The sequence below is a fragment of the Stutzerimonas stutzeri genome (assembly GCF_024448715.1).
Classification (GTDB): domain Bacteria; phylum Pseudomonadota; class Gammaproteobacteria; order Pseudomonadales; family Pseudomonadaceae; genus Stutzerimonas; species Stutzerimonas stutzeri_AR.
In genome coordinates, this window is the sequence record NZ_JAMOHZ010000002.1 from 468998 (window position 1) to 487762 (window position 18765).

Genomic DNA, 18765 nt, shown 5'->3' on the forward strand with positions numbered 1-18765 from the left:
TTTGCTATCAGCCAACCCTGCACGCGTTTGGCCGGCGGAGTAACATGCCGCGTTTTCAGAACGAGGTGCGCGGTGGTGCGGACAGATGTAGTGGTGATAGGCGCAGGTGCAGCCGGCTTGATGTGCGCCTTCACGGCCGCAGCGAGAGGTCGCCGGGTTCTGCTGCTCGACCATGCCAACAAGGCCGGCAAGAAGATCCTCATGTCTGGCGGCGGGCGCTGCAACTTCACCAACATGTACACCGAGCCCGGAAATTTCCTTTCCGCCAATCCGCATTTCTGCAAATCCGCACTGGCCCGCTATACCCAGTGGGATTTCATCGAGATGGTCACCCGCCACGGCGTTCCGTATCACGAAAAAAAACTCGGCCAGCTATTTTGCGACAACAAGGCCAGCGACATCCTCGGCATGCTGCTGGATGAATGCCAGCAGGCCGGTGTCGACCTGCGCCTGAACACCGTGATGCAATCGGTCGAACGATCCGAAGACGGTTATTTGCTGCTTGCCAGCACTGGCGAAATCATCTGTCAGTCATTGGTGGTCGCAACGGGCGGTTTATCGATCCCAACCCTTGGGGCCAGCGGTTTCGGCTACCAGATTGCGCGCCAGTTCGGCCACACGGTGCTGCCGACGCGTGCCGGCCTGGTGCCCTTTACCATCACCGAGCCGCAGCTCAAGGGGATGTGCGAGGAGCTATCCGGCACGTCGGTGGAGGACTGCCTGGTGAGCTGCAACGGCCAGAGCTTCCGCGAAAACATCCTGTTTACCCATCGCGGGCTCTCTGGTCCAGCGATCCTCCAGGTTTCCTCGTACTGGCAGCCTGGTGATGCCATCGAGATCAATTTGTTGCCGCACCTGAGCCTCGTTGAATGGCTGAATGAGCAACGACACGAACGGCCCAATACCGAGCTGAAGACGCTCCTCGGTGAGCTGTTCACACGCAAGATGGCAGGGCTGCTTGCCGAACACTGGTTCACGTCCAGACCGCTTAAGCAATACAGCCCGGATGAACTTGAAGAGGTGGCGCAAAAGCTAGGTAATTGGCGGCTGGTCCCGGCGGGAACCGAAGGCTATCGCACCGCGGAAGTGACGCTGGGCGGGGTGGACACGCGTGAGGTGTCGTCGAAGACCATGGAATCGCAGAAGGCGCCGGGATTGTATTTTGTCGGCGAAGTGCTGGATGTCACCGGACACCTAGGCGGTTTCAATTTCCAGTGGGCCTGGGCGTCCGGCTACGCCGCGGCGCAATACGTCTAGCAGCCTCTATCGGTTGCACGCAGGTAAGGCCGGCTTAGCCATATTCAAGCTCTATTCGTTGGTACGATTCGACGGTGGCGAAATCTCGCGAGGTCCAGCCGGGTCGGTCGCAGTGTTCTGGTACTCCTGCTGATTTTCACTGGTGTTATCCAGCGCTGACGGCTCGTCGTCGGGCGAGCAAGCAGCTAGCAACAGTGAAAGGGGCAGCGCGGCGACGGCTATAAAAACTGATTTCATGCTGTTCTCCTGCGAGGGCGCTTCGTGAATTGCGTGAGGCGCCCAGCGTGCCAGTAAATTACTGCGAGGCACCCGTGCCGCTGCCCGTGGTGTTGGGCGCGGTGCCGGCACCCGATTCGGTGCCCATGCCGCTGCCGTTGTCAGCCGGCGCTGTGTTCATGTCGCCTGTAGCACCCGTGCCCATTCCGGTGCCGCTGCCTGACTCGACACCCGCGCCAGTACCGGTGCCCGTGGTGCCTGGGCCTGCGCCTGTACCGGCGCCTGTACCGGCGCCAGTGCCAGTGCCAGTGCCAGTGCCAGTGCCAGTGCCAGTGCCAGTGCCAGTGCCAGTATCGGACGGCGGCATACCGGTCGATGGTGCTGCAGGCTGTTCGGTGGTGGGCTGCGGTGGTGTTACCTCTCGTTCAGGGTCTTCATCCGGGCCGCAACCGACCAGCAGCAGACCGAGGACAGGGGCGGATAGATAAGCAAGACGCATGGGTAAACCTCCAGTAGTGGAGCCGACGGTGACATCGGCAAAAGCGGATATTGAAATCCTCTCGAAATTGACCCTGTCCTGCGCAGAGAGTGCCCAGGAGGTTGGGACCGAACCCTGCCGACCGCTCAACGGTGCCGAGCCCGGCACGGCGATGCCTCGGCGCTGCGCTCTGTGGAAACCTTTGGAGTTAAGCGGATCGAAACTGATGCCAGGCGAACGAACGTCGATCAATTTGCAGGAAAAAAACGGAGGGATTGCGGAACGTGGACTTAGCGTTTCGTGCCAGCGATGCCGGGGCGTTGCGCCCCGGCTCGGATGATCAGGCAGCCTGACGGGTGGTGAACTCTTTCTTCAGTCGATCCCTCAGCTCTACCATCTGCTGGCCCATTTCTTCCAGCCGCGCCTGATCGAACAGCTCGCGTGCCTTGGGGAACATTTCCGACTCCTCCTCCTCGATGTGATGCTCGAGCAGCTCCTTGCACACCTTCGCGCGACCGGAAAATTCCAGGCTCGCAGGGTCAGTGGCTTTGAGGTCGGGCAATACCAGGGAGTCCACCGCACGGTGTTCTTCCTTGGCCTCGTGGTACATCTTCACCTCTTCCTTACCACCCGCTTCTTTATAAGCGGGATAAAGAATCTGCTCCTCGAGCTGGGTGTGGATAGTGACTTCCATTTCCAGCTTCTGCAGCAATTCGGTACGGGTCTTGACAGCGCGCTCGGTGCTTTCAGTCAGGCGCGTCAGTATGTCCTTCACTTTCTCGTGATCGTCAATCAACAGGTCAATAGCGTTCATGCGGATTCCTCACGGCTTTTCATCAGGTTTTGCGAAGCATCCAGGCTCTTTTGGCCCGGTCGGATCGTCTGTGCCATCGCGCAGCGTCTGGAGGTCGACAGGTTTGCAGCAGCACACCTGCCGTTCGACCTCAGGCGTACTGATACGTCGGCAGTCCGGTGCGGCTCTGGCTCTGCAACCGCGCAATAGCGGGCGACATGCCGGCCTCTAAGGCCAGGTCGCGGCGGACCGAGCTGATAACCCATTCCAGCTGAACGTTGGTCTGGGTTTGTCCTTTGGATAAGGCACGCTTGATGATGTCCCGATCATCGTTGCGCAGGGTCAACAGAAGCCCGCCATCCGGACGAGCAGTGGTGACTACTTCAAACTCAGGAAACGCGGCAGCGAGAATTTTTTCAGCAACGATCATTATTGTGTACTCCGGTTATGTTCCAGCACTCAGGGGTAGAGCACCCTTCATGCCAACCGAAGCAACAAATTAAAATCCTAAAAAACAGTGACTTGCGTCACATAATAGCGTTTTGTACACATGCAAAACGCATGACGGTGCCGCTTTCGGCTTGCATTCTGCTCTGCCTGACGAAACAACCGCTGCCTACTGTTGTCCTGTAGCTCACGTCTTTCGCCAGACACTGGCGAGCCAGGGTTGCTGCTCGCGGGGCAAACCTGTCGGCCTGTAATAATGCTCGAGTTCAGCGAACCCGACCGACTGTAGCAACCCGCACCAAGTCGGCCAGTCATACCAGGTACCGTAGCGTGCACCGCTCCAGCCTTCCTGATTGTTGCCACGAGGATTGGAGCTGAACAGCACACCACCAGGGCGAAGCGCGGCATGCAGCTTCAGCAGCACCGCAGCGATTTCACGACTGGGAAGATGGAACAGCACTGCGTTGGCGAAGATACCGTCGAACGCTTCGGCTGGCAGATCCAACTGCAGAAAATCCTGATGCAGCACCTCGCAGCCGGTCTCGGCGCTCGCCATGCGCACGAAAGGCTCTGCACCATCCAGTCCAACGGCGATATGGCCGCGCGCGGTGAATGCCTTGAGATCGCGCCCGGGACCACAGCCCAGATCGAGAACCCGGAATGGAGGCTCGCCGCGAATGTGCCGCAGCAATGCATCGATATTCTGGCTGACATCATGATCGCGAGTGCCGTCGCGGAACGCCTCGGCATTGTTGCGGTAGTCGTCCAGGGTCAGGTCGGCGATGGCGCGGGCGTTTTCGTCAGGCATGGTTGGCTCCCGGATTTAACAGCCCGAGCCTAGCCGGACTGGACACAATTGCCAACGCGGGTGCGAGCCGCTAAGACAGCTAATACCAATAAGCGATTGACGGATGGCCGCGCTTCCCTGAACTTGCAAAGCGCCACAACGCTCCAAGTGCTGTCCCTGAGCCAAGTATTGCCGGACCGACGCAATACGTTCACAAAAAACATCGAGAATCGCTCCGATGAGCCAAGCACCTGCCAAAGTCGTTCTGCTCGTTGAGGACGAGCCCCATATTCTCTGCCTCTTATCTGACTATCTGGCCGGCGAAGGCTATAAAGTTCTGGAAGCGTCGGGCTCCGCTCAGGCTTTTGAAATATTGGCGACCAAGCCGCAGCTCGATTTGCTGGTGACCGACTTCAGATTGCCCGGTGGCGTTTCCGGGGTGATGATCGCCGAGCCGGCGCTGAGGTTGCGGCCAGAGCTGAAAGTTATCTTCATCAGCGGATACCCGATCGAGATCCAAGAGTCCGGAAGCGCCATTGCTCGCTCCGCCCCGATCCTCGCCAAACCTTTTTCACTGGATACCCTACGCTGCCAGATTCAGCAGCTGCTGGCCTGAGTCTCGCTATTAATCACAGCAAGACCGGAAGTTTCTAATCCCAACTAACCCCCAATAACGCAACGAGCCCGCACAGGGCGGGCTCGTTGTTCAGGGTGGGGCTCAGTTGACCTTGGGGTCCAACTCGCCGCGCGCATAGCGTTCGAACATAGCCTCCAGCGAGATCGGCTTGATCTTCGAGGCATTGCCGGCAGTGCCGAAGGCTTCGTAACGCGCAATGCAGATGTCGCGCATGGCGGTTACGGTCTTGGCCAAGTACTTGCGCGGGTCGAACTCGCTGGGGTTCTTCGCCATGAACTCGCGAATCGCACCGGTGGACGCCAGGCGCAGGTCCGTGTCGATGTTGACCTTGCGCACGCCGTACTTGATGCCCTCGACAATTTCCTCGACCGGCACACCGTAGGTTTCCTTGATGTCACCACCGTACTCGTTGATGATTTTCAGCCACTCCTGCGGGACCGAGGAAGAGCCGTGCATCACCAGATGGGTGTCGGGAATGCGCTTATGGATTTCCTTGATGCGCTGGATCGACAAGGTGTCGCCGGTTGGCGGCTTCGTGAATTTGTAGGCACCGTGGCTGGTGCCGATAGCGATCGCTAGCGCGTCGACCTTGGTCTTGGCGACGAAGTCGGCTGCCTCTTCAGGATCGGTCAGTAGCTGACTGTGATCCAGCGTGCCTTCGGCGCCGACGCCGTCTTCTTCACCGGCCATGCCGGTTTCCAGGCTACCCAGGCAACCCAGCTCACCTTCCACCGATACGCCACAGGCGTGGGCGAAGGCAACGGTCTGCTGGGTGACACGAACGTTGTATTCGTAATCGGACGGCGTCTTGCCGTCTTCCTTAAGCGAGCCGTCCATCATCACGGAGCTGAAGCCCAGCTGGATCGAGCGCTGGCAAATGTCCGGGCTGGTGCCGTGATCCTGATGCATGACCACAGGGATGTGTGGAAATTCTTCCACCGCGGCGAGGATCAGATGGCGCAGGAACGGCGCGCCGGCATATTTGCGAGCTCCGGCCGAAGCCTGGACGATCACCGGGGAGTCGGTCTTGTCGGCCGCTTCCATGATGGCTCGCATCTGCTCGAGGTTGTTCACGTTGAAGGCCGGCACGCCGTAGCCGAATTCGGCGGCGTGGTCGAGCATCTGGCGCATGCTGATGAGTGCCATGTTTTCCTTTCTCCCGGTTAGGGTCGATTAATCATGTAGAGCCTGCCGCAGGGGCTGGCGGTGTTCAAGCACCGCGCGATATGGCGTGGCATTGTAGAGGCGGACGGGCCAAAAGCCATCAGCTCTGGCAAAAACGCTGCAAATTCGCCAAGTACCGATCCGCAGGCATGGACCGCCGAGTCATTAAATGGTGATCAACGAAGCGCTGCAGCCATGGGCCAGCAACTTATCGTCGGCCACCTGGAAGACCAGCGCCCCACTACCCTTGTTGTGAAAAGCCACAACGCCGTCGCTATAGAAAGCACCACGGGTGGCAGGTTCCTTACGCAACGTATGTACCTGTTCGCTATTGCCGATTTTCAGGTCCACCGCCTGGCGACTTTCATCAGCATAGCGCCAGGCGATGTCCTGCTGGCTTTGGCATTTCCAACGTACAAAGGGTGCATCGGGACCGGATTGCCAATGACCGCAGCCGCTGAGCAGCAGCGCGGCAAACAGGATGGACAGGCCTTTCATCGCTTCTCCTTGCTTGGCTGCGTCGGGTCAGGGGCATTCCTGAGCGTCAGCGGCGGTTCCAGCGGTTGGGTCGCCAGTGCTTTGCATTTCAATGCGCTGGTCGTTCTGCGCGGTCGGGCTTTCAGCTGGCGGCGGGTCGATCACTTCGCAGAGCGAGTCCGGCGCGCCCCCGGCACAACCGGCCAGTCCAATACAGCAAACAGCTATAGCTGCGTAACGCATGGTGAGTCTCCATTCCTTATTGGGACAGAACAGAGACAGCACCAAACCCCAGGGGTTGCCTTAACCGTTGCGCTTGTTGCGCAAGAACAACCGAGCCCGCCCGGTGCAGACAATTACTGCGCCGCGCGCTGCTCTAAGACTTCTACCGCCGGAAGCACCTTCCCCTCGACGAATTCGAGAAAGGCGCCACCACCGGTAGAAATATAGGAGATCTGCTCGCCGACACCATACTTGTCGATAGCAGCCAAGGTGTCGCCACCACCGGCAATGGAGAACGCAGGGCTTTCTGCGATCGCCTGGGCCAGTACCTTGGTGCCGTTGCCGAACTGATCGAATTCGAACACGCCGACCGGACCGTTCCAGAGGATGGTCTTCGAGGACTTCAGCAGATCGGCAAAATTGGCAGCGGTCTGCGGGCCGATGTCGAGAATCATGTCGTCGTCGGACACATCGGCAACGGCTTTTACCGTGGCCTCGGCGTCCTCGGCAAAGGCCTTGGCCACCACCACGTCAACCGGCAGAGGCACGCTAACCTTGGCGGCGATGGCCTTGGCGGTATCGACAAGATCAGCTTCATACAGCGACTTGCCGACCGGAAAACCGGCGGCGGCGAGGAAGGTATTGGCGATGCCCCCGCCTACGATCAACTGATCGCAAACCTGGCTCAGGCTGTTCAGCACGTCCAGCTTGGTCGATACCTTGGAGCCGGCGACGATAGCCGCCATCGGCTTGGCCGGGCTCTTCAGCGCCTTGCCCAGCGCATCGAGCTCGGCGGCCAACAGCGGGCCGGCACAGGCAATCTTGGCGAACTTGGCCACACCATGGGTCGAACCCTGGGCGCGATGCGCGGTACCGAAGGCGTCCATGACGAAGACGTCGCACAGCGCGGCATATTTCTGCGCCAGTTCGTCGGTGTTCTTCTTTTCGCCCTTGTTGAATCGCACGTTCTCCAGCAGCACCAGCTCACCAGCCTGCACCGGCACTCCTTCGAGGTAATCCTTGACCAGCGGAACCTCGCGATTCAGCGCCTTGGACAGGTAATCGGCGACCGGCTTGAGACTGTCTTCCTCGCTGTAGACGCCCTCTTCCGGACGCCCAAGGTGCGAGCAGACAAGCACCGCGGCGCCCTTCTCCAGCGCCAGTTTGATGGTTGGCAGGGACGCCAGGATGCGTGCATCGCTTTTTACTGCGCCATCCTTTACCGGCACGTTGAGATCCTCGCGAATCAACACGCGCTTCCCCTGGAGGTCGAGGTCGGTCATCTTCAAAACGGTCATGTGATCTTCCTTAAGTTCAAGAACGGCGATTCGTTGGTGCGTCCGGCTAAGCGCGGTGGGCAACTCGCAGATAGTGTTCGGCCACGTCGAGCATGCGGTTGGCGAAGCCCCATTCGTTATCGAACCAAGCCAGCAGATTCACCAGCCGCGGCCCAGAAACTCGCGTAAGGCTGCCATCGACGATCGCTGAATGCGGATCGTGGTTGAAATCGCAGCTGGCATGGGGCAGCTCGGTATACGCGAGCAAACCCTTCAGAGGCCCGCCTTCAGCGGCTTCACGCAGTATCCGGTTGATTGTCTGCGCATCGGTATCGCGGGATGTCTGCAGCGTGATATCCAGGCAAGACACGTTCACCGTAGGCACCCGCACCGCTTTGGCCTGAATCCGCCCCGAGAGTTCCGGCAGCAGCCGTTCGATGCCGCGCGCCAGGCCGGTCGACACTGGAATCACTGACTGGAAGGCCGAGCGCGTGCGGCGCAGATCGTCGTGGTGGTAGGCGTCGATCACCGGCTGATCGTTCATCGCCGAGTGAATGGTGGTGATGGATACGTAGTCGAGGCCAACCGCGTCATTGAGCAGCTTGAGCAATGGCACACCGCAGTTGGTGGTGCAGGAAGCGTTGGAAACCAGCTGCTCGGCACCGCTTAGCTGGCCATGGTTGATACCCATCACCACGGTCGCATCGACATCCGCAGCGCCGGACATCGGCTGCGAGAACAGTACCCGCGGCGCGCCGGCGTCAATGAAGCGCTGACCACCGGCACGGGTGTTGTAGACGCCGGAACACTCCAGCACCAGGTCCACACCCAGCGCGCGCCAGTCGATGCCCTCCGGTGTCGATTCGCGCAGCACCTTCACGCAATGACCGTTGAGGTGCAGACAATCGCCCTCGACCCTGACTTCGCCAGGGAAACGGCCATGAGTGGAGTCGAAGCGGGTGAGGTATTCGAGGCTGGCCATGTCGGCCAAATCGTTGAGGGCAACGATTTCGAAGTCGAACGCCGCGTTACGCTCGTAAAAGGCGCGCAATACGCAGCGACCGATACGGCCGTAGCCGTTGAGGGCGATGCGATAGGATCGATTGGGCATGGTGCGTCCTGGTTATGTAGGAGCGAGGGGGACGCCTCGTCCTTCCGCGAACGGCTGGGCGCGTGTTCGCGAGCAAGCTCGCTCCTACATTCGGCAGCTACGTAGGGTGGATGACCGAAGCCATCCACCGAATCGTCGCGATCAGTCCTCAAGCAGCTCCTCAGCCACCGCAAGGATGTTGTCGACGGTGAAGCCGAAATGCTCGAACAGCTGGCCCGCCGGGGCCGACTCGCCGTAGGTGGTCATGCCGATGATCCGGCCGTCGAGACCGACGTACTTGTACCAATAATCAGCATGCGCCGCTTCGACGGCAATCCGCGCGCCGACTTCAACCGGCAGCACGGCCTGTTTGTACGCGGCATCCTGGGCGTCGAACACACTGGTGCAAGGCATGGAAACCACACGCACGTTGCGGCCCTGCGCGGTCAACTTGTCATAGGCCTGCACGGCCAGACTGACTTCCGAACCGGTAGCGATAAGGATCAGTTCCGGCTCACCCACGCAGTTCTTGAGGACATAGCCGCCTTTGGAAATCGAGGCTTCGGTCTCGTTGTCGCGGATGTGATACGGCAGGTTTTGCCGCGAGAAGATCAGCGCACTCGGACCGTCCTTGCGCTCGACGGCATGCTTCCAGGCCACGGCCGACTCGACGGTATCGGCCGGACGCCAAGTATCCAGATTCGGCGTACTGCGCAGGGCAGTCAGTTGCTCGATCGGCTGGTGCGTCGGACCGTCTTCACCGAGGCCGATGGAATCGTGGGTGAAGACGTAGAGCACGCGCTGCTTCATCAACGCGGACATCCGCACCGCGTTGCGTGCGTATTCCATGAACATCAGGAAGGTCGCGCCGTAGGGGATCAGGCCGCCGTGCAGGGCAACGCCGTTCATGATCGCGCTCATGCCGAACTCGCGCACGCCGTAGTACATGTAGTTGCCCGAAGCATCCTCGGCGACCACCGGCTTGCAGCCCTTCCATAGCGTCAGGTTGGACCCGGCCAGATCAGCGGAGCCGCCGAGCAGTTCCGGCAACAGCGGACCGAAGGCATTCAGGCAATTCTGGCTGGCTTTGCGGCTGGCTATGGTTTCGCCCTTGGTCGCCACTTCGCGGATGAAGTCAGAGGCTTTCTCGGCGAAATCTTCTGGCAGTTCACCCGCCATGCGGCGCTTGAACTCGGAAGCCAGTGCCGGGAATTCGGCCTCGTACGCAGAGAAGCGCTTGTTCCACTCGTTTTCGGCGTCAGCACCCTTCTGCTTGGCGTCCCACTCGGCGTAGATGTCGGCCGGGATTTCAAACGGGCCATGAGCCCAGCCCAGCGCTTCACGAGTCAGCGCGATTTCAGCGTCACCGAGGGCGGCACCGTGGGATTCTTCCTTGCCCTGCTTGTTCGGCGAGCCAAAGCCGATGATGGTTTTGCAGCAGATCAGTGTCGGCTGATCGCTCTTGCGCGCAGTGTCGAGGGCGATCTGGATTTCATCCGCGTCGTGGCCGTTGACATTGCGGATCACCTGCCAGCCATAGGCCTCGAAGCGACGCGGGGTGTCATCGGTAAACCAGCCGTGCACTTCGCCATCGATCGAAATCCCGTTGTCGTCGTAAAACGCGATCAGCTTGTTCAAGCCCAGAGTGCCGGCAAGCGAGCAAACTTCGTGGGAAATACCTTCCATCAGGCAGCCATCACCCATGAACACATAGGTGTTGTGGTTGACGATCTCATGGCCCGGACGATTGAACTGCGCCGCCATGATCTTTTCCGCCAGTGCGAAGCCAACGGCATTGGCCAGCCCTTGTCCCAGCGGGCCGGTAGTGGTTTCGACGCCTGCGGTATAACCGAACTCCGGATGGCCCGGGGTCTTGCTGTGCAGCTGGCGGAAGTTTTTCAGATCGTCAATGGACAGGTCATAGCCGGTCAGATGCAGCAGCGAGTAGATCAACATCGAGCCGTGGCCGTTGGACAGCACGAAGCGGTCACGGTCGGCCCACAGCGGGTTGGTCGGGCTGTGCTTGAGGTGGTCGCGCCAGAGTACTTCGGCGATGTCCGCCATGCCCATCGGGGCACCCGGGTGGCCGCTGTTGGCTTTCTGCACGGCATCCATGCTGAGGGCGCGGATGGCATTGGCTCGCTCACGACGGCTGGGCATCGCTGATCTCCTGCGGGGGTGTACGAAGAAAAAGGCCGCCATTTTCCCCTACCACGGGTGGCGGGGCAATGACTGAATAACGTGGCGATCTGCCGCTCCGACCCGCTTAGTCGAGCAGGCTTACGCCACGGCTGCCGATATCCGGTAGACGCTGCAGCAGGTAATCCTTCATCCGAGTGAGCGTACTCGGGGTTTCGCCGGACGCCGGCCAGACCAGGTAGTAGCTGTCGCCGGAGCGCACCGCCTGTTCAAATGGCAGCACCAGCGTGCCCTTGTGCAGCTCGGTGCCGACCAATGCCAGATCACCGATGGAAACGCCATGGCCCTGGGCCGCAGCGGAAATGCCAAGTTCCAGTGTGTCGAACAGCTTGCCCTGCTGCCAGGCAATCGCATCGATGAGTCCGACCCGCTGCAGCCAGCGCCGCCAATCGCGGCAATCGCGGGATGGGTGGATAAGCTCGGCGCTGGCCAAATGCTCCGGGGTCCAACGCCCGTCACCGAAAATATCTGGTGAACACACGGGCACCAGCCACTCGTCGAACAGCTTCACGCGGTTCCAATCGGCTGGAAATCCGCCGTGCCCGAGCAGAATCGCGCAATCGAACGGCTCGTTGTGAAAGTCCACCGCATCCAGATCCATCCAGGCGCTGGTGAGCTGCACCCGGTTTTGCGGGTGGGCCAGCTGGAAATTTTCCAGCTGGCCCAGCAACCAGCGCATGGTCAACGTCGAAGGTGCTTTCAGCCTAAGTGCGTTCTGCTGGCGATTGACCGAGATGCAGGCATTCTCGATGGTTCGAAAGCCCACCTTGAGCTCCTGCGCCAGCATACGTCCTGTGTCGGTCAGCGCCAGCTTGGAGCCGCGCCGCTCGAAGAGCTGGCAGCCAAGGTTTTCTTCCAGGGTTTTCACGTGCCGGCTGATTGCACTCTGGGTAATGCAGAGGCTCTCGGCAGCCTGAGTGAACGAGCCGAAACGTGCGGCGACCTCGAAGGCACGCAGCGCGTACAGCGGTGGCATCCGCAGCGTCATGCTACCTCGCTCCAGCATGAGTAAAACTCATCAAAGACGGCCGTTTTTTCCATTTTGCAACCCTCCGAACCCCACCAATACTGCGCCAGCAACCGAGCCAGCACTGCGATGGCATCGACACAAGAAAGAGGCATGTGCCTCTAAAAAAATGCTCAGGGAAGGATGACATGTCCAATCGCGACTTTGACCAGCTTTTGTCCGCCAGCGTCAGCAATGGAGGTCTGAGTCAGGAACAGATGGCGCAGATCCTGAACTTCAAACTGTTCGGCAACAAGCAGGGTTTTCTGTTGCTGGAAGACGCCTCGATAGGTGAAATACCGCCAACCCCCGCCTCGCGCGCCGACATGCACAAGCCTGACGACAGCAGCGAACGGCTGCTGCTGCAAGCGACCGCTCTGCTTGGGGAGCCGATCGGCTATGTACAGGAATCCAGCGGCTGTATCGTCAACAACTGCTTCCCGCAACAGACACAATCTCGCGCTGCCACGTCCGACAGCTTCGATACCGAGCTGGACCTGCACACCGAGAACGCCTTTCATTCGATCCAGCCAGACTATTTACTGTTGCTCTGCCTGCGCCAGGATCCTGCGGCGGAGGCGATCACCTATATCGCCTCGGTCGATCGCATCCTCGACTGCCTGGACCATGAGCAGCAGGCATTCTTCCTCAACGAACCGTACAACTTTCTCTCCGATTACGGCGCGACCGAAAAGAACCAGCGCATCGATATCAACAAGCACCAAACCGTGCTGTACGGGGACCCCGACGCACCCTTCTTTCGTTTCGATCCGCAGTTCATGATCGCCTACAGCGACCGCGCGCAAAGCGCACTGGACAAGCTGCGAGCCATCGCCTGGGAAGCGGTTGAACCGGTCAGGCTCACCCGTGGCGACCTGCTGATCATCGACAACCGCCGTACTGCGCACGCGCGCAGTCCCTTCACCGCCCGCTTCGATGGCAGCGACCGCTGGATGCAGCGCACCTTCGCCAGCTGCAACCTGCGTTATTACACCGAAAAACTGGGCAAACAGTCGCGCATATTCGAACTGGTAACCGAACTATGAATGCTACCTACCTCGCCTTTGCCGCCGCGGTCGCCTTACTGATCGCCTCCCCCGGTCCGGTCGTCGCACTGGTCATTGCCGATGCTCGGCGCAGCTGGCCTGCCTGGACCATTCTCGGCGGCGTAATCTCCGCACAGCTCCTGCTGGTCGCCGCGCTGGTACTGATCTACCTGGCACTCGACCTGGAGCCGGTCATTCTCGAATGGGGCCAAGTGCTCGGTGGGCTCTACCTGATCTGGCTCGGTGCCGACGGCCTGTGTGGCGGAGGAGAAGGAAATACGAACCTGCCTCGGTCAGAAGCCCACTATTTCTGGCGCGCCATGGCGGTGGGCCTGTCCAACCCCAAGGACATCCTGTTCTTCCTCGCGTTTCTACCGGGCTTTATCCTTCCGGCGCAGCCCTTCGCTCCACAGGCTTTGGCATTGATTGCCATCTGGGCGCTGGTCGATGTATCGATCCTGATCGCCTACAGCTTGTTATCGCGGCACCTGTCCAGCCACGAGAGGCTGCAGCGAGTACTCGATCTGTTGCCAAGCTTTTTCCTGCTGGGCCTCGGACTGGTCTCCTGTGGAATGGGGGTTACCAGCCTGGTGAATTGACTTCCCCCGGCCCGAGCCAATATCAAAACTTTTTGATACAGCCATTGCTGGACGAAAAACCACCGACTAGACTGCGCGGCCTATGAGCTTGCGCATCCCCCAGATTTCATTCGACGACAGCGACCAGCTCGCCGCCCTGTGCAAGGCCGGCGGCGACGCGCTGCGCCTGAACGTATTGCGGGCGTTGGCCAGCGATTCGTTCGGCGTGCTCGAACTGGCGCAAATCTTCGCCACCGGCCAATCCGGCATCAGTCACCACCTCAAGGTGCTGACCCAGGCTGGGCTACTGGCGACTCGGCGCGAGGGCAATGCAATCTTTTATCGCCGCGCTCTACCGCAAGGCGACAGCCTCGGCGGTACGCTGCACGCCGCGCTACTCGAAGAACTCGACCAACTTGCGCTGCCGGTCGATGTTCAGGCGCGGATCGCCGCGGTGCATGCCCAACGCAGTGCCGCCAGCGAGGGTTTCTTCGCGCGCATGGCCGACAGCTTCCAGGCACGTCAGGACCTGATTGCCGGTCTGCCGCACTACCGCGATAGCGTGGTGGCGTTACTCGATGCGCTGAGCTTCGCGCCCGGCGCGACGGCGCTCGAAGTCGGCCCGGGTGATGGCAGCTTTCTGCCCGAGCTGGCGCGTCGCTTCGCGCGAGTGGTGGCCATCGACAACAGCCCGGCGATGTTGGAGTTGGCTCGCGCGCGTTGCGAACAGGAGGCACTGGACAACGTCGAGTTGAAACTTGCCGATGCGCTACAGGACGAATGCCCTGTAGCAGATTGCGTGGTTCTGAACATGGTTCTGCATCATCTGGCAGCGCCGGGTGAAGCGATGAAGCAACTGGCGCGGCTGGTGAACGCGGGCGGCAGCCTGCTGATCACCGAGCTGTGCAGCCACAACCAGGGGTGGGCCAAGGAGGCCTGCGGCGACCTATGGTTGGGCTTCGAACAGGAAGATCTGGCCCGTTGGGCCGATGCCGCGGGGCTCACGCCCGGCGAGAGCCTCTACATTGGCTTGAAGAACGGTTTTCAGATCCAGGCCAGGTACTTTTCCCGGCCATCCGCTGATAGCCGACTCACCCACCGGTAATAGGAAACCGTTAGATGAGCGAATATTCTGTTTTCACCTCCGAGTCCGTGTCCGAAGGGCACCCGGACAAGATCGCCGACCAGATTTCCGATGCGGTGCTGGACGCCATCATTGCCGAGGACAAACACGCCCGTGTGGCCTGCGAAACCCTGGTCAAGACCGGCGTGGCGATCATCGCCGGCGAAGTCACTACCACTGCATGGGTCGATCTTGAAGAACTGGTCCGCAAGGTCATCCTCGATATCGGCTACGACAGCTCGGACGTTGGCTTCGACGGCGCCACTTGCGGCGTATTGAACATCATCGGCAAGCAGTCCCCCGACATCAACCAGGGCGTCGACCGCGCCAAGCCGGAAGACCAGGGCGCAGGCGACCAGGGCTTGATGTTCGGCTACGCCAGCAACGAGACCGACGTGCTGATGCCCGCGCCGATCCGCTTCTCTCACGCACTGGTCGAGCGCCAGGCCGAAGCGCGCAAATCCGGCCTGCTGCCGTGGCTGCGCCCTGACGCGAAATCACAGGTCACCTGCCGTTACGAAGGCGGCAAGGTAGTCGGCATCGACGCCATCGTGCTCTCCACCCAGCACAGCCCGGACGTGAAATACGCCGACCTGCGTGAAGGCGTGATGGAGCTGATCGTCAAGCATGTGATCCCGGCCGAACTGCTGCATAAGGACACCCAGTTCCACATCAACCCGACCGGCCAGTTCATTATCGGCGGCCCGGTGGGCGACTGCGGCCTGACCGGACGCAAGATCATCGTCGACACCTACGGCGGCATGGCCCGCCATGGCGGCGGCGCGTTCTCCGGCAAGGATCCGTCCAAGGTCGATCGTTCGGCGGCCTACGCCGGTCGCTACGTGGCCAAGAACATCGTTGCCGCAGGCCTGGCCGAGCGTTGCGAAATCCAGGTCTCCTACGCCATTGGCGTGGCGCAGCCGACTTCGATCTCGATCAACACCTTCGGCACCGGCAAGCTCAGCGACGAGAAGATCGTCGCGCTGGTCCGCGAGCATTTCGATCTGCGCCCATACGCGATCACTACCATGCTCGACCTGTTGCACCCGATGTACCAGGCGACCGCAGCTTACGGCCACTTCGGTCGCGATCCCTATGAAATGACGGTCGGTAACGACACCTTCACCGCCTTCACCTGGGAAAAGACCGACAAGGCCGACGCCTTGCGCGCGGCTGCCGGGCTGTAAAAACTCAGCGGCAAGCTGAGAGCTGCAAGAAAGCCCCGCCAGTCATGTGCTGCGCGGGGCTTTTTTGTGCTGTGCAAGTTCTCGCGTAACTGCTCAGAGCCTGCGAACCAGCCCATAAAAAACGGAGCGCCGTTTGCGCTCGCTATTGCCTTGCGGCAAGGTGCCGGCTCGCATACCGATAAGGAGATTGGTCATGTCTGGCAAACCCGCCGCACGCCTCAGCGATCCGACTGCCTGTCCGAAGACCGGGCACGGCAACAACCCCATCGCTACCGGATCACCCGATGTGCTCTTCGATGGCCTGTCCGCTGCTCGCCAGGGCGACTCGACCGGTTGCGGCAGCATGTTGGCGAGCAACCTCATCGCCAACGTGCTGATCAATGGCAAACCCGCCGCCACGCTTGGCAGCCTCGGCGATCATGGCAACGTGATCATCGGCGGTTCGGGGAGTGTTGTTATCGGCAGCACATCGACTCCGGCACCCTTTACGCCACCTGCGTCCCTTAGCCTCCAACCAGCGGTGCAAGCCCAGGCCTTCGATACGTCCACCTCGCCGCACTCGCCACTTCCGCAGCAACCGGCCCCCAGCCAGGCCCGAGCACTGGAGCAAGCAGACAATGATGCCCTGCATGGCCTGGAGGAAGAGGAGGAAGAGGAAGAACTCGACAGCCGCCAGGCCGTCACCCTGCGCATCGGCGTGTTCTTCGACGGCACCGGCAACAACGCCAGCAATAGTGCTATCGGCGCCCAATGCCGTGCTTCAACGCTCGGTATTGGTGAAGAGGAGGCGCAGGCCATCGTGCAGCGCTGCGAGGTCCACCATCTCGATCCGGACAGCAGCTACGGGAACGATGTCAGCAATATATGGCGACTATATGACCTGTATCGGGACGATTCCGGTCAGCCATTAGCCGCAGGGGCAAATCAGGCAGCCCTCCGTGCCTATGTGACTGGGATCGGCACAACGACCGGCGAGACGGACACGCCGTTTCCCGGACTAATGCTTGGCCGGGGTGACACGGGCGTGTTGGCCAAGGTCAACGAAGGTTTCTCGCTCATTTCACAGGCGCTGGATACATTCCAGCAGGCGAACCCGGGCTCGGTGATCGGAGCCTTGGAAATGGACATCTTCGGCTTCAGTCGGGGCGCGGCGGCCGCTCGGCATTTCGCCAATCAGGTATTGCAGCGCACCCAGGGTCCATTAGGTGCGCTGCACCGTCAGGGGAGATTAGCTTCTGGACCAAGATTCGATTGGCGCCGCGACGTCACCATTAACTTCATCGGCCTGTTCGATACCGTCGCGGCAATCGGCGGCTGGGATGACTGGGCCGACCCAAGCGATGCCATAAACGGTGGCATCGACCTTTATCTGGCGCCCGATGCGGCCCGCCAGGTCGTGCATCTGGTGGCTCGTGACGAGCATCGCCAAAACTTCTCTCTCAACAGGGTTTCCCCACCGCATCGCGAAATCGTCCTGCCCGGCGCCCACTCCGATCTGGGTGGCGGATACCTCCCCCAAGCCGTGGAACGACTCTATCTCTCTCGGCCTCGCCGTAACTGGGTCAGCCGGGAGACCAACCCGCTGCACACTGTCGCCTATCAGCAGGCACAGCAGGACACCGCCCTTGCCCACCAGGCCGACCTGATTGATCCGCAGGACCGCGCCGCCCGCCTGGAAGCCGATGTCTGGGAACATTTCCCGGCATTCAGCCAAAGCCGCACCGATGCGATGAAGTTCGTGATGGCTGCACCCTATTTGGAACGGACGATGTATGGGCATCTGTCTCGTGTGCATCTGCGAGTGATGCACGCACTGGCCATAGAGGCTGGCACACCCTTTAATCCCATTCAGGAAAAAGATCCTTCCTTAGCGCTTCCTGAGGAGCTTTGGTCCATCAATGACAAGCTACTGGCATGGGCGACAAGTGGCAGCGGGTCGCTGAATGAGGAAGAGGAACGCCTGCTGCGCCATCGCTATATCCACCTCTCGTCCAATTGGAACGCCGCAATCGGACCGGGCGGTAGCCAATGGGATGTGGTTTTCATCAATGCCCCGGCCGAGAATGGCCGGGCACACCACGACGATAGCTTAGGAGCGAAGCGATGAAATCGGTACTGCTCGGTCTGCTGTTTTTCCTGCTCTCCGGATGCGCCAATCCCGAACAGTACGCCGGCAACCTGCCCTACCCCTACTGGCGCCTTGGCTTTCTCGCTCCAGACTATATGGAGGTCTGGGTAGAAACGGCTAACGTGGAGGACACCCGCGGACAATACTTTCACCATGTCGGCAGCGGCATTGTTGCGGTACGAACCCCGCCAGAGGGCAAGGGCGATGCCGCAGGCTGGGGCGAGCGCTTCGGATGGGGCGCAGGCCGCCACGTCCCCGGCGCTGGTCTACCCAGGCGCATCTACGTCCGCTGGCAGTCGCTCGCTGAGCCACAAACCTACCGGGTAACGCTGGAAATCCCCGAGCGTGCCCGACGGCTAATGATGGAAAGACTCGACCCACCCTGCCGCACCAGCGAATACCGTCATGCCCTGACGCTGGGACTCGCCCCTGGTGGCGTGGTCAGGGGCTGGGTCATGAGCACCTGCGGCGGCCCCATCGAGGTTCTGCGCGGCCAGGCCGAAATCGAGCCAAAAGGGCCATATGGCGGGCAATCCGACGGCGCGTATTACTTCCTCTCAGACACCTCCAAAGCCTATATCGAAAAACACGGCATCCCGTACGGCTCTTGGTGATCCTTAGCAACCCGCTCGTGCGATAGCGAGACGCCCATC

The 18765-nt window shown here is 60.6% G+C and carries 20 protein-coding genes; 8 read left to right on the top strand and 12 right to left on the bottom strand.

What is annotated here, in order from left to right; genetic code table 11:
- The first annotated feature begins 72 nt into the window (after positions 1 to 72).
- On the top strand, positions 73 to 1257 hold the full coding sequence (locus tag NAV33_RS05620) for an NAD(P)/FAD-dependent oxidoreductase (protein WP_255977758.1): 1185 nt from the start codon (positions 73 to 75) through the stop codon (positions 1255 to 1257).
- A 51-nt stretch (positions 1258 to 1308) separates the two neighbouring features.
- Here NAV33_RS05620 and NAV33_RS05625 read toward each other — a convergent pair whose 3' ends face one another.
- The 5 genes from NAV33_RS05625 to NAV33_RS05645 all read right to left on the bottom strand — a co-directional run bounded on the left by NAV33_RS05625 (position 1309) and on the right by NAV33_RS05645 (position 3999).
- Entirely contained in the window at positions 1309 to 1494 is a 186-nt protein-coding gene (locus NAV33_RS05625; RefSeq protein ID WP_255977760.1) for a hypothetical protein, read from the bottom strand.
- A gap of 58 nt (positions 1495 to 1552) precedes the next feature.
- Positions 1553 to 1972 carry a hypothetical protein gene (locus tag NAV33_RS05630; protein ID WP_255977762.1) on the bottom strand — a complete coding sequence of 140 codons (420 nt, stop codon included), beginning with the start codon at positions 1970 to 1972 and terminating at the stop codon, positions 1553 to 1555.
- Positions 1973 to 2291: 319 nt separating this feature from the next.
- Complete coding sequence (locus NAV33_RS05635; RefSeq protein WP_255977764.1) at positions 2292 to 2765, bottom strand: hemerythrin domain-containing protein; 474 nt, start codon at positions 2763 to 2765, stop codon at positions 2292 to 2294.
- 130 nt (positions 2766 to 2895) lie between these two features.
- Positions 2896 to 3174, bottom strand: a complete 279-nt coding sequence (locus NAV33_RS05640; RefSeq protein WP_255977766.1) for a DUF3509 domain-containing protein — start codon at positions 3172 to 3174, stop codon at positions 2896 to 2898.
- Between the two features lie 204 nt (positions 3175 to 3378).
- A complete protein-coding gene (locus NAV33_RS05645; RefSeq protein ID WP_255977768.1) occupies positions 3379 to 3999 on the bottom strand; it encodes a class I SAM-dependent methyltransferase in 621 nt (206 codons plus the stop codon).
- Positions 4000 to 4216: 217 nt separating this feature from the next.
- Between NAV33_RS05645 and NAV33_RS05650 the strand changes: the two genes are divergently transcribed.
- Entirely contained in the window at positions 4217 to 4594 is a 378-nt protein-coding gene (locus NAV33_RS05650; protein ID WP_255977770.1) for a response regulator, read from the top strand.
- A gap of 102 nt (positions 4595 to 4696) precedes the next feature.
- Here the strand turns inward: NAV33_RS05650 and fba are convergent, their stop codons facing one another.
- The 7 genes from fba to NAV33_RS05685 form a co-directional block, all read right to left on the bottom strand.
- Entirely contained in the window at positions 4697 to 5761 is a 1065-nt protein-coding gene (fba, locus tag NAV33_RS05655) for a class II fructose-bisphosphate aldolase (protein WP_255977772.1), read from the bottom strand.
- 183 nt (positions 5762 to 5944) lie between these two features.
- On the bottom strand, positions 5945 to 6277 hold the full coding sequence (locus tag NAV33_RS05660; protein WP_255977774.1) for an MliC family protein: 333 nt from the start codon (positions 6275 to 6277) through the stop codon (positions 5945 to 5947).
- Between the two features lie 27 nt (positions 6278 to 6304).
- Complete coding sequence (locus NAV33_RS05665) at positions 6305 to 6499, bottom strand: hypothetical protein (protein ID WP_255977776.1); 195 nt, start codon at positions 6497 to 6499, stop codon at positions 6305 to 6307.
- Between the two features lie 113 nt (positions 6500 to 6612).
- Entirely contained in the window at positions 6613 to 7776 is a 1164-nt protein-coding gene (locus NAV33_RS05670; RefSeq protein ID WP_255977778.1) for a phosphoglycerate kinase, read from the bottom strand.
- 46 nt (positions 7777 to 7822) lie between these two features.
- On the bottom strand, positions 7823 to 8866 hold the full coding sequence (gene epd / locus NAV33_RS05675) for an erythrose-4-phosphate dehydrogenase (RefSeq protein WP_255977780.1): 1044 nt from the start codon (positions 8864 to 8866) through the stop codon (positions 7823 to 7825).
- A 141-nt stretch (positions 8867 to 9007) separates the two neighbouring features.
- Positions 9008 to 11005: a transketolase gene (gene tkt / locus NAV33_RS05680; protein WP_255977781.1), complete on the bottom strand. Its 1998-nt coding sequence runs from the start codon at positions 11003 to 11005 to the stop codon at positions 9008 to 9010.
- 106 nt (positions 11006 to 11111) lie between these two features.
- Positions 11112 to 12032, bottom strand: coding sequence for a LysR substrate-binding domain-containing protein (locus NAV33_RS05685; protein ID WP_255977783.1), 921 nt, complete (start codon positions 12030 to 12032; stop codon positions 11112 to 11114).
- Between the two features lie 167 nt (positions 12033 to 12199).
- Here NAV33_RS05685 and NAV33_RS05690 point away from each other — a divergent pair, with 167 nt between their 5' ends.
- From NAV33_RS05690 to NAV33_RS05715, 6 genes are all read left to right on the top strand, one after another.
- A complete protein-coding gene (locus tag NAV33_RS05690; RefSeq protein ID WP_255977785.1) occupies positions 12200 to 13096 on the top strand; it encodes a TauD/TfdA family dioxygenase in 897 nt (298 codons plus the stop codon).
- Positions 13093 to 13695 (top strand): LysE family translocator, encoded by a 603-nt coding sequence (locus tag NAV33_RS05695; RefSeq protein ID WP_255977787.1) that lies wholly within the window; start codon positions 13093 to 13095, stop codon positions 13693 to 13695. Before NAV33_RS05690 ends, NAV33_RS05695 begins: the two co-directional genes overlap by 4 nt.
- Positions 13696 to 13777: 82 nt before the next feature.
- The gene (locus NAV33_RS05700) at positions 13778 to 14779 is read left to right on the top strand and encodes an ArsR/SmtB family transcription factor (RefSeq protein ID WP_255977789.1); all 1002 of its coding nucleotides are present in this window, start codon (positions 13778 to 13780) and stop codon (positions 14777 to 14779) included.
- 14 nt (positions 14780 to 14793) lie between these two features.
- Positions 14794 to 15984, top strand: a complete 1191-nt coding sequence (gene metK / locus NAV33_RS05705; RefSeq protein ID WP_255977791.1) for a methionine adenosyltransferase — start codon at positions 14794 to 14796, stop codon at positions 15982 to 15984.
- Between the two features lie 193 nt (positions 15985 to 16177).
- A complete protein-coding gene (locus tag NAV33_RS05710) occupies positions 16178 to 18091 on the top strand; it encodes a phospholipase effector Tle1 domain-containing protein (protein WP_255977793.1) in 1914 nt (637 codons plus the stop codon).
- Entirely contained in the window at positions 18088 to 18726 is a 639-nt protein-coding gene (locus tag NAV33_RS05715; RefSeq protein WP_255977795.1) for a DUF2931 family protein, read from the top strand. Before NAV33_RS05710 ends, NAV33_RS05715 begins: the two co-directional genes overlap by 4 nt.
- The last annotated feature ends 39 nt before the right edge of the window (positions 18727 to 18765 follow it).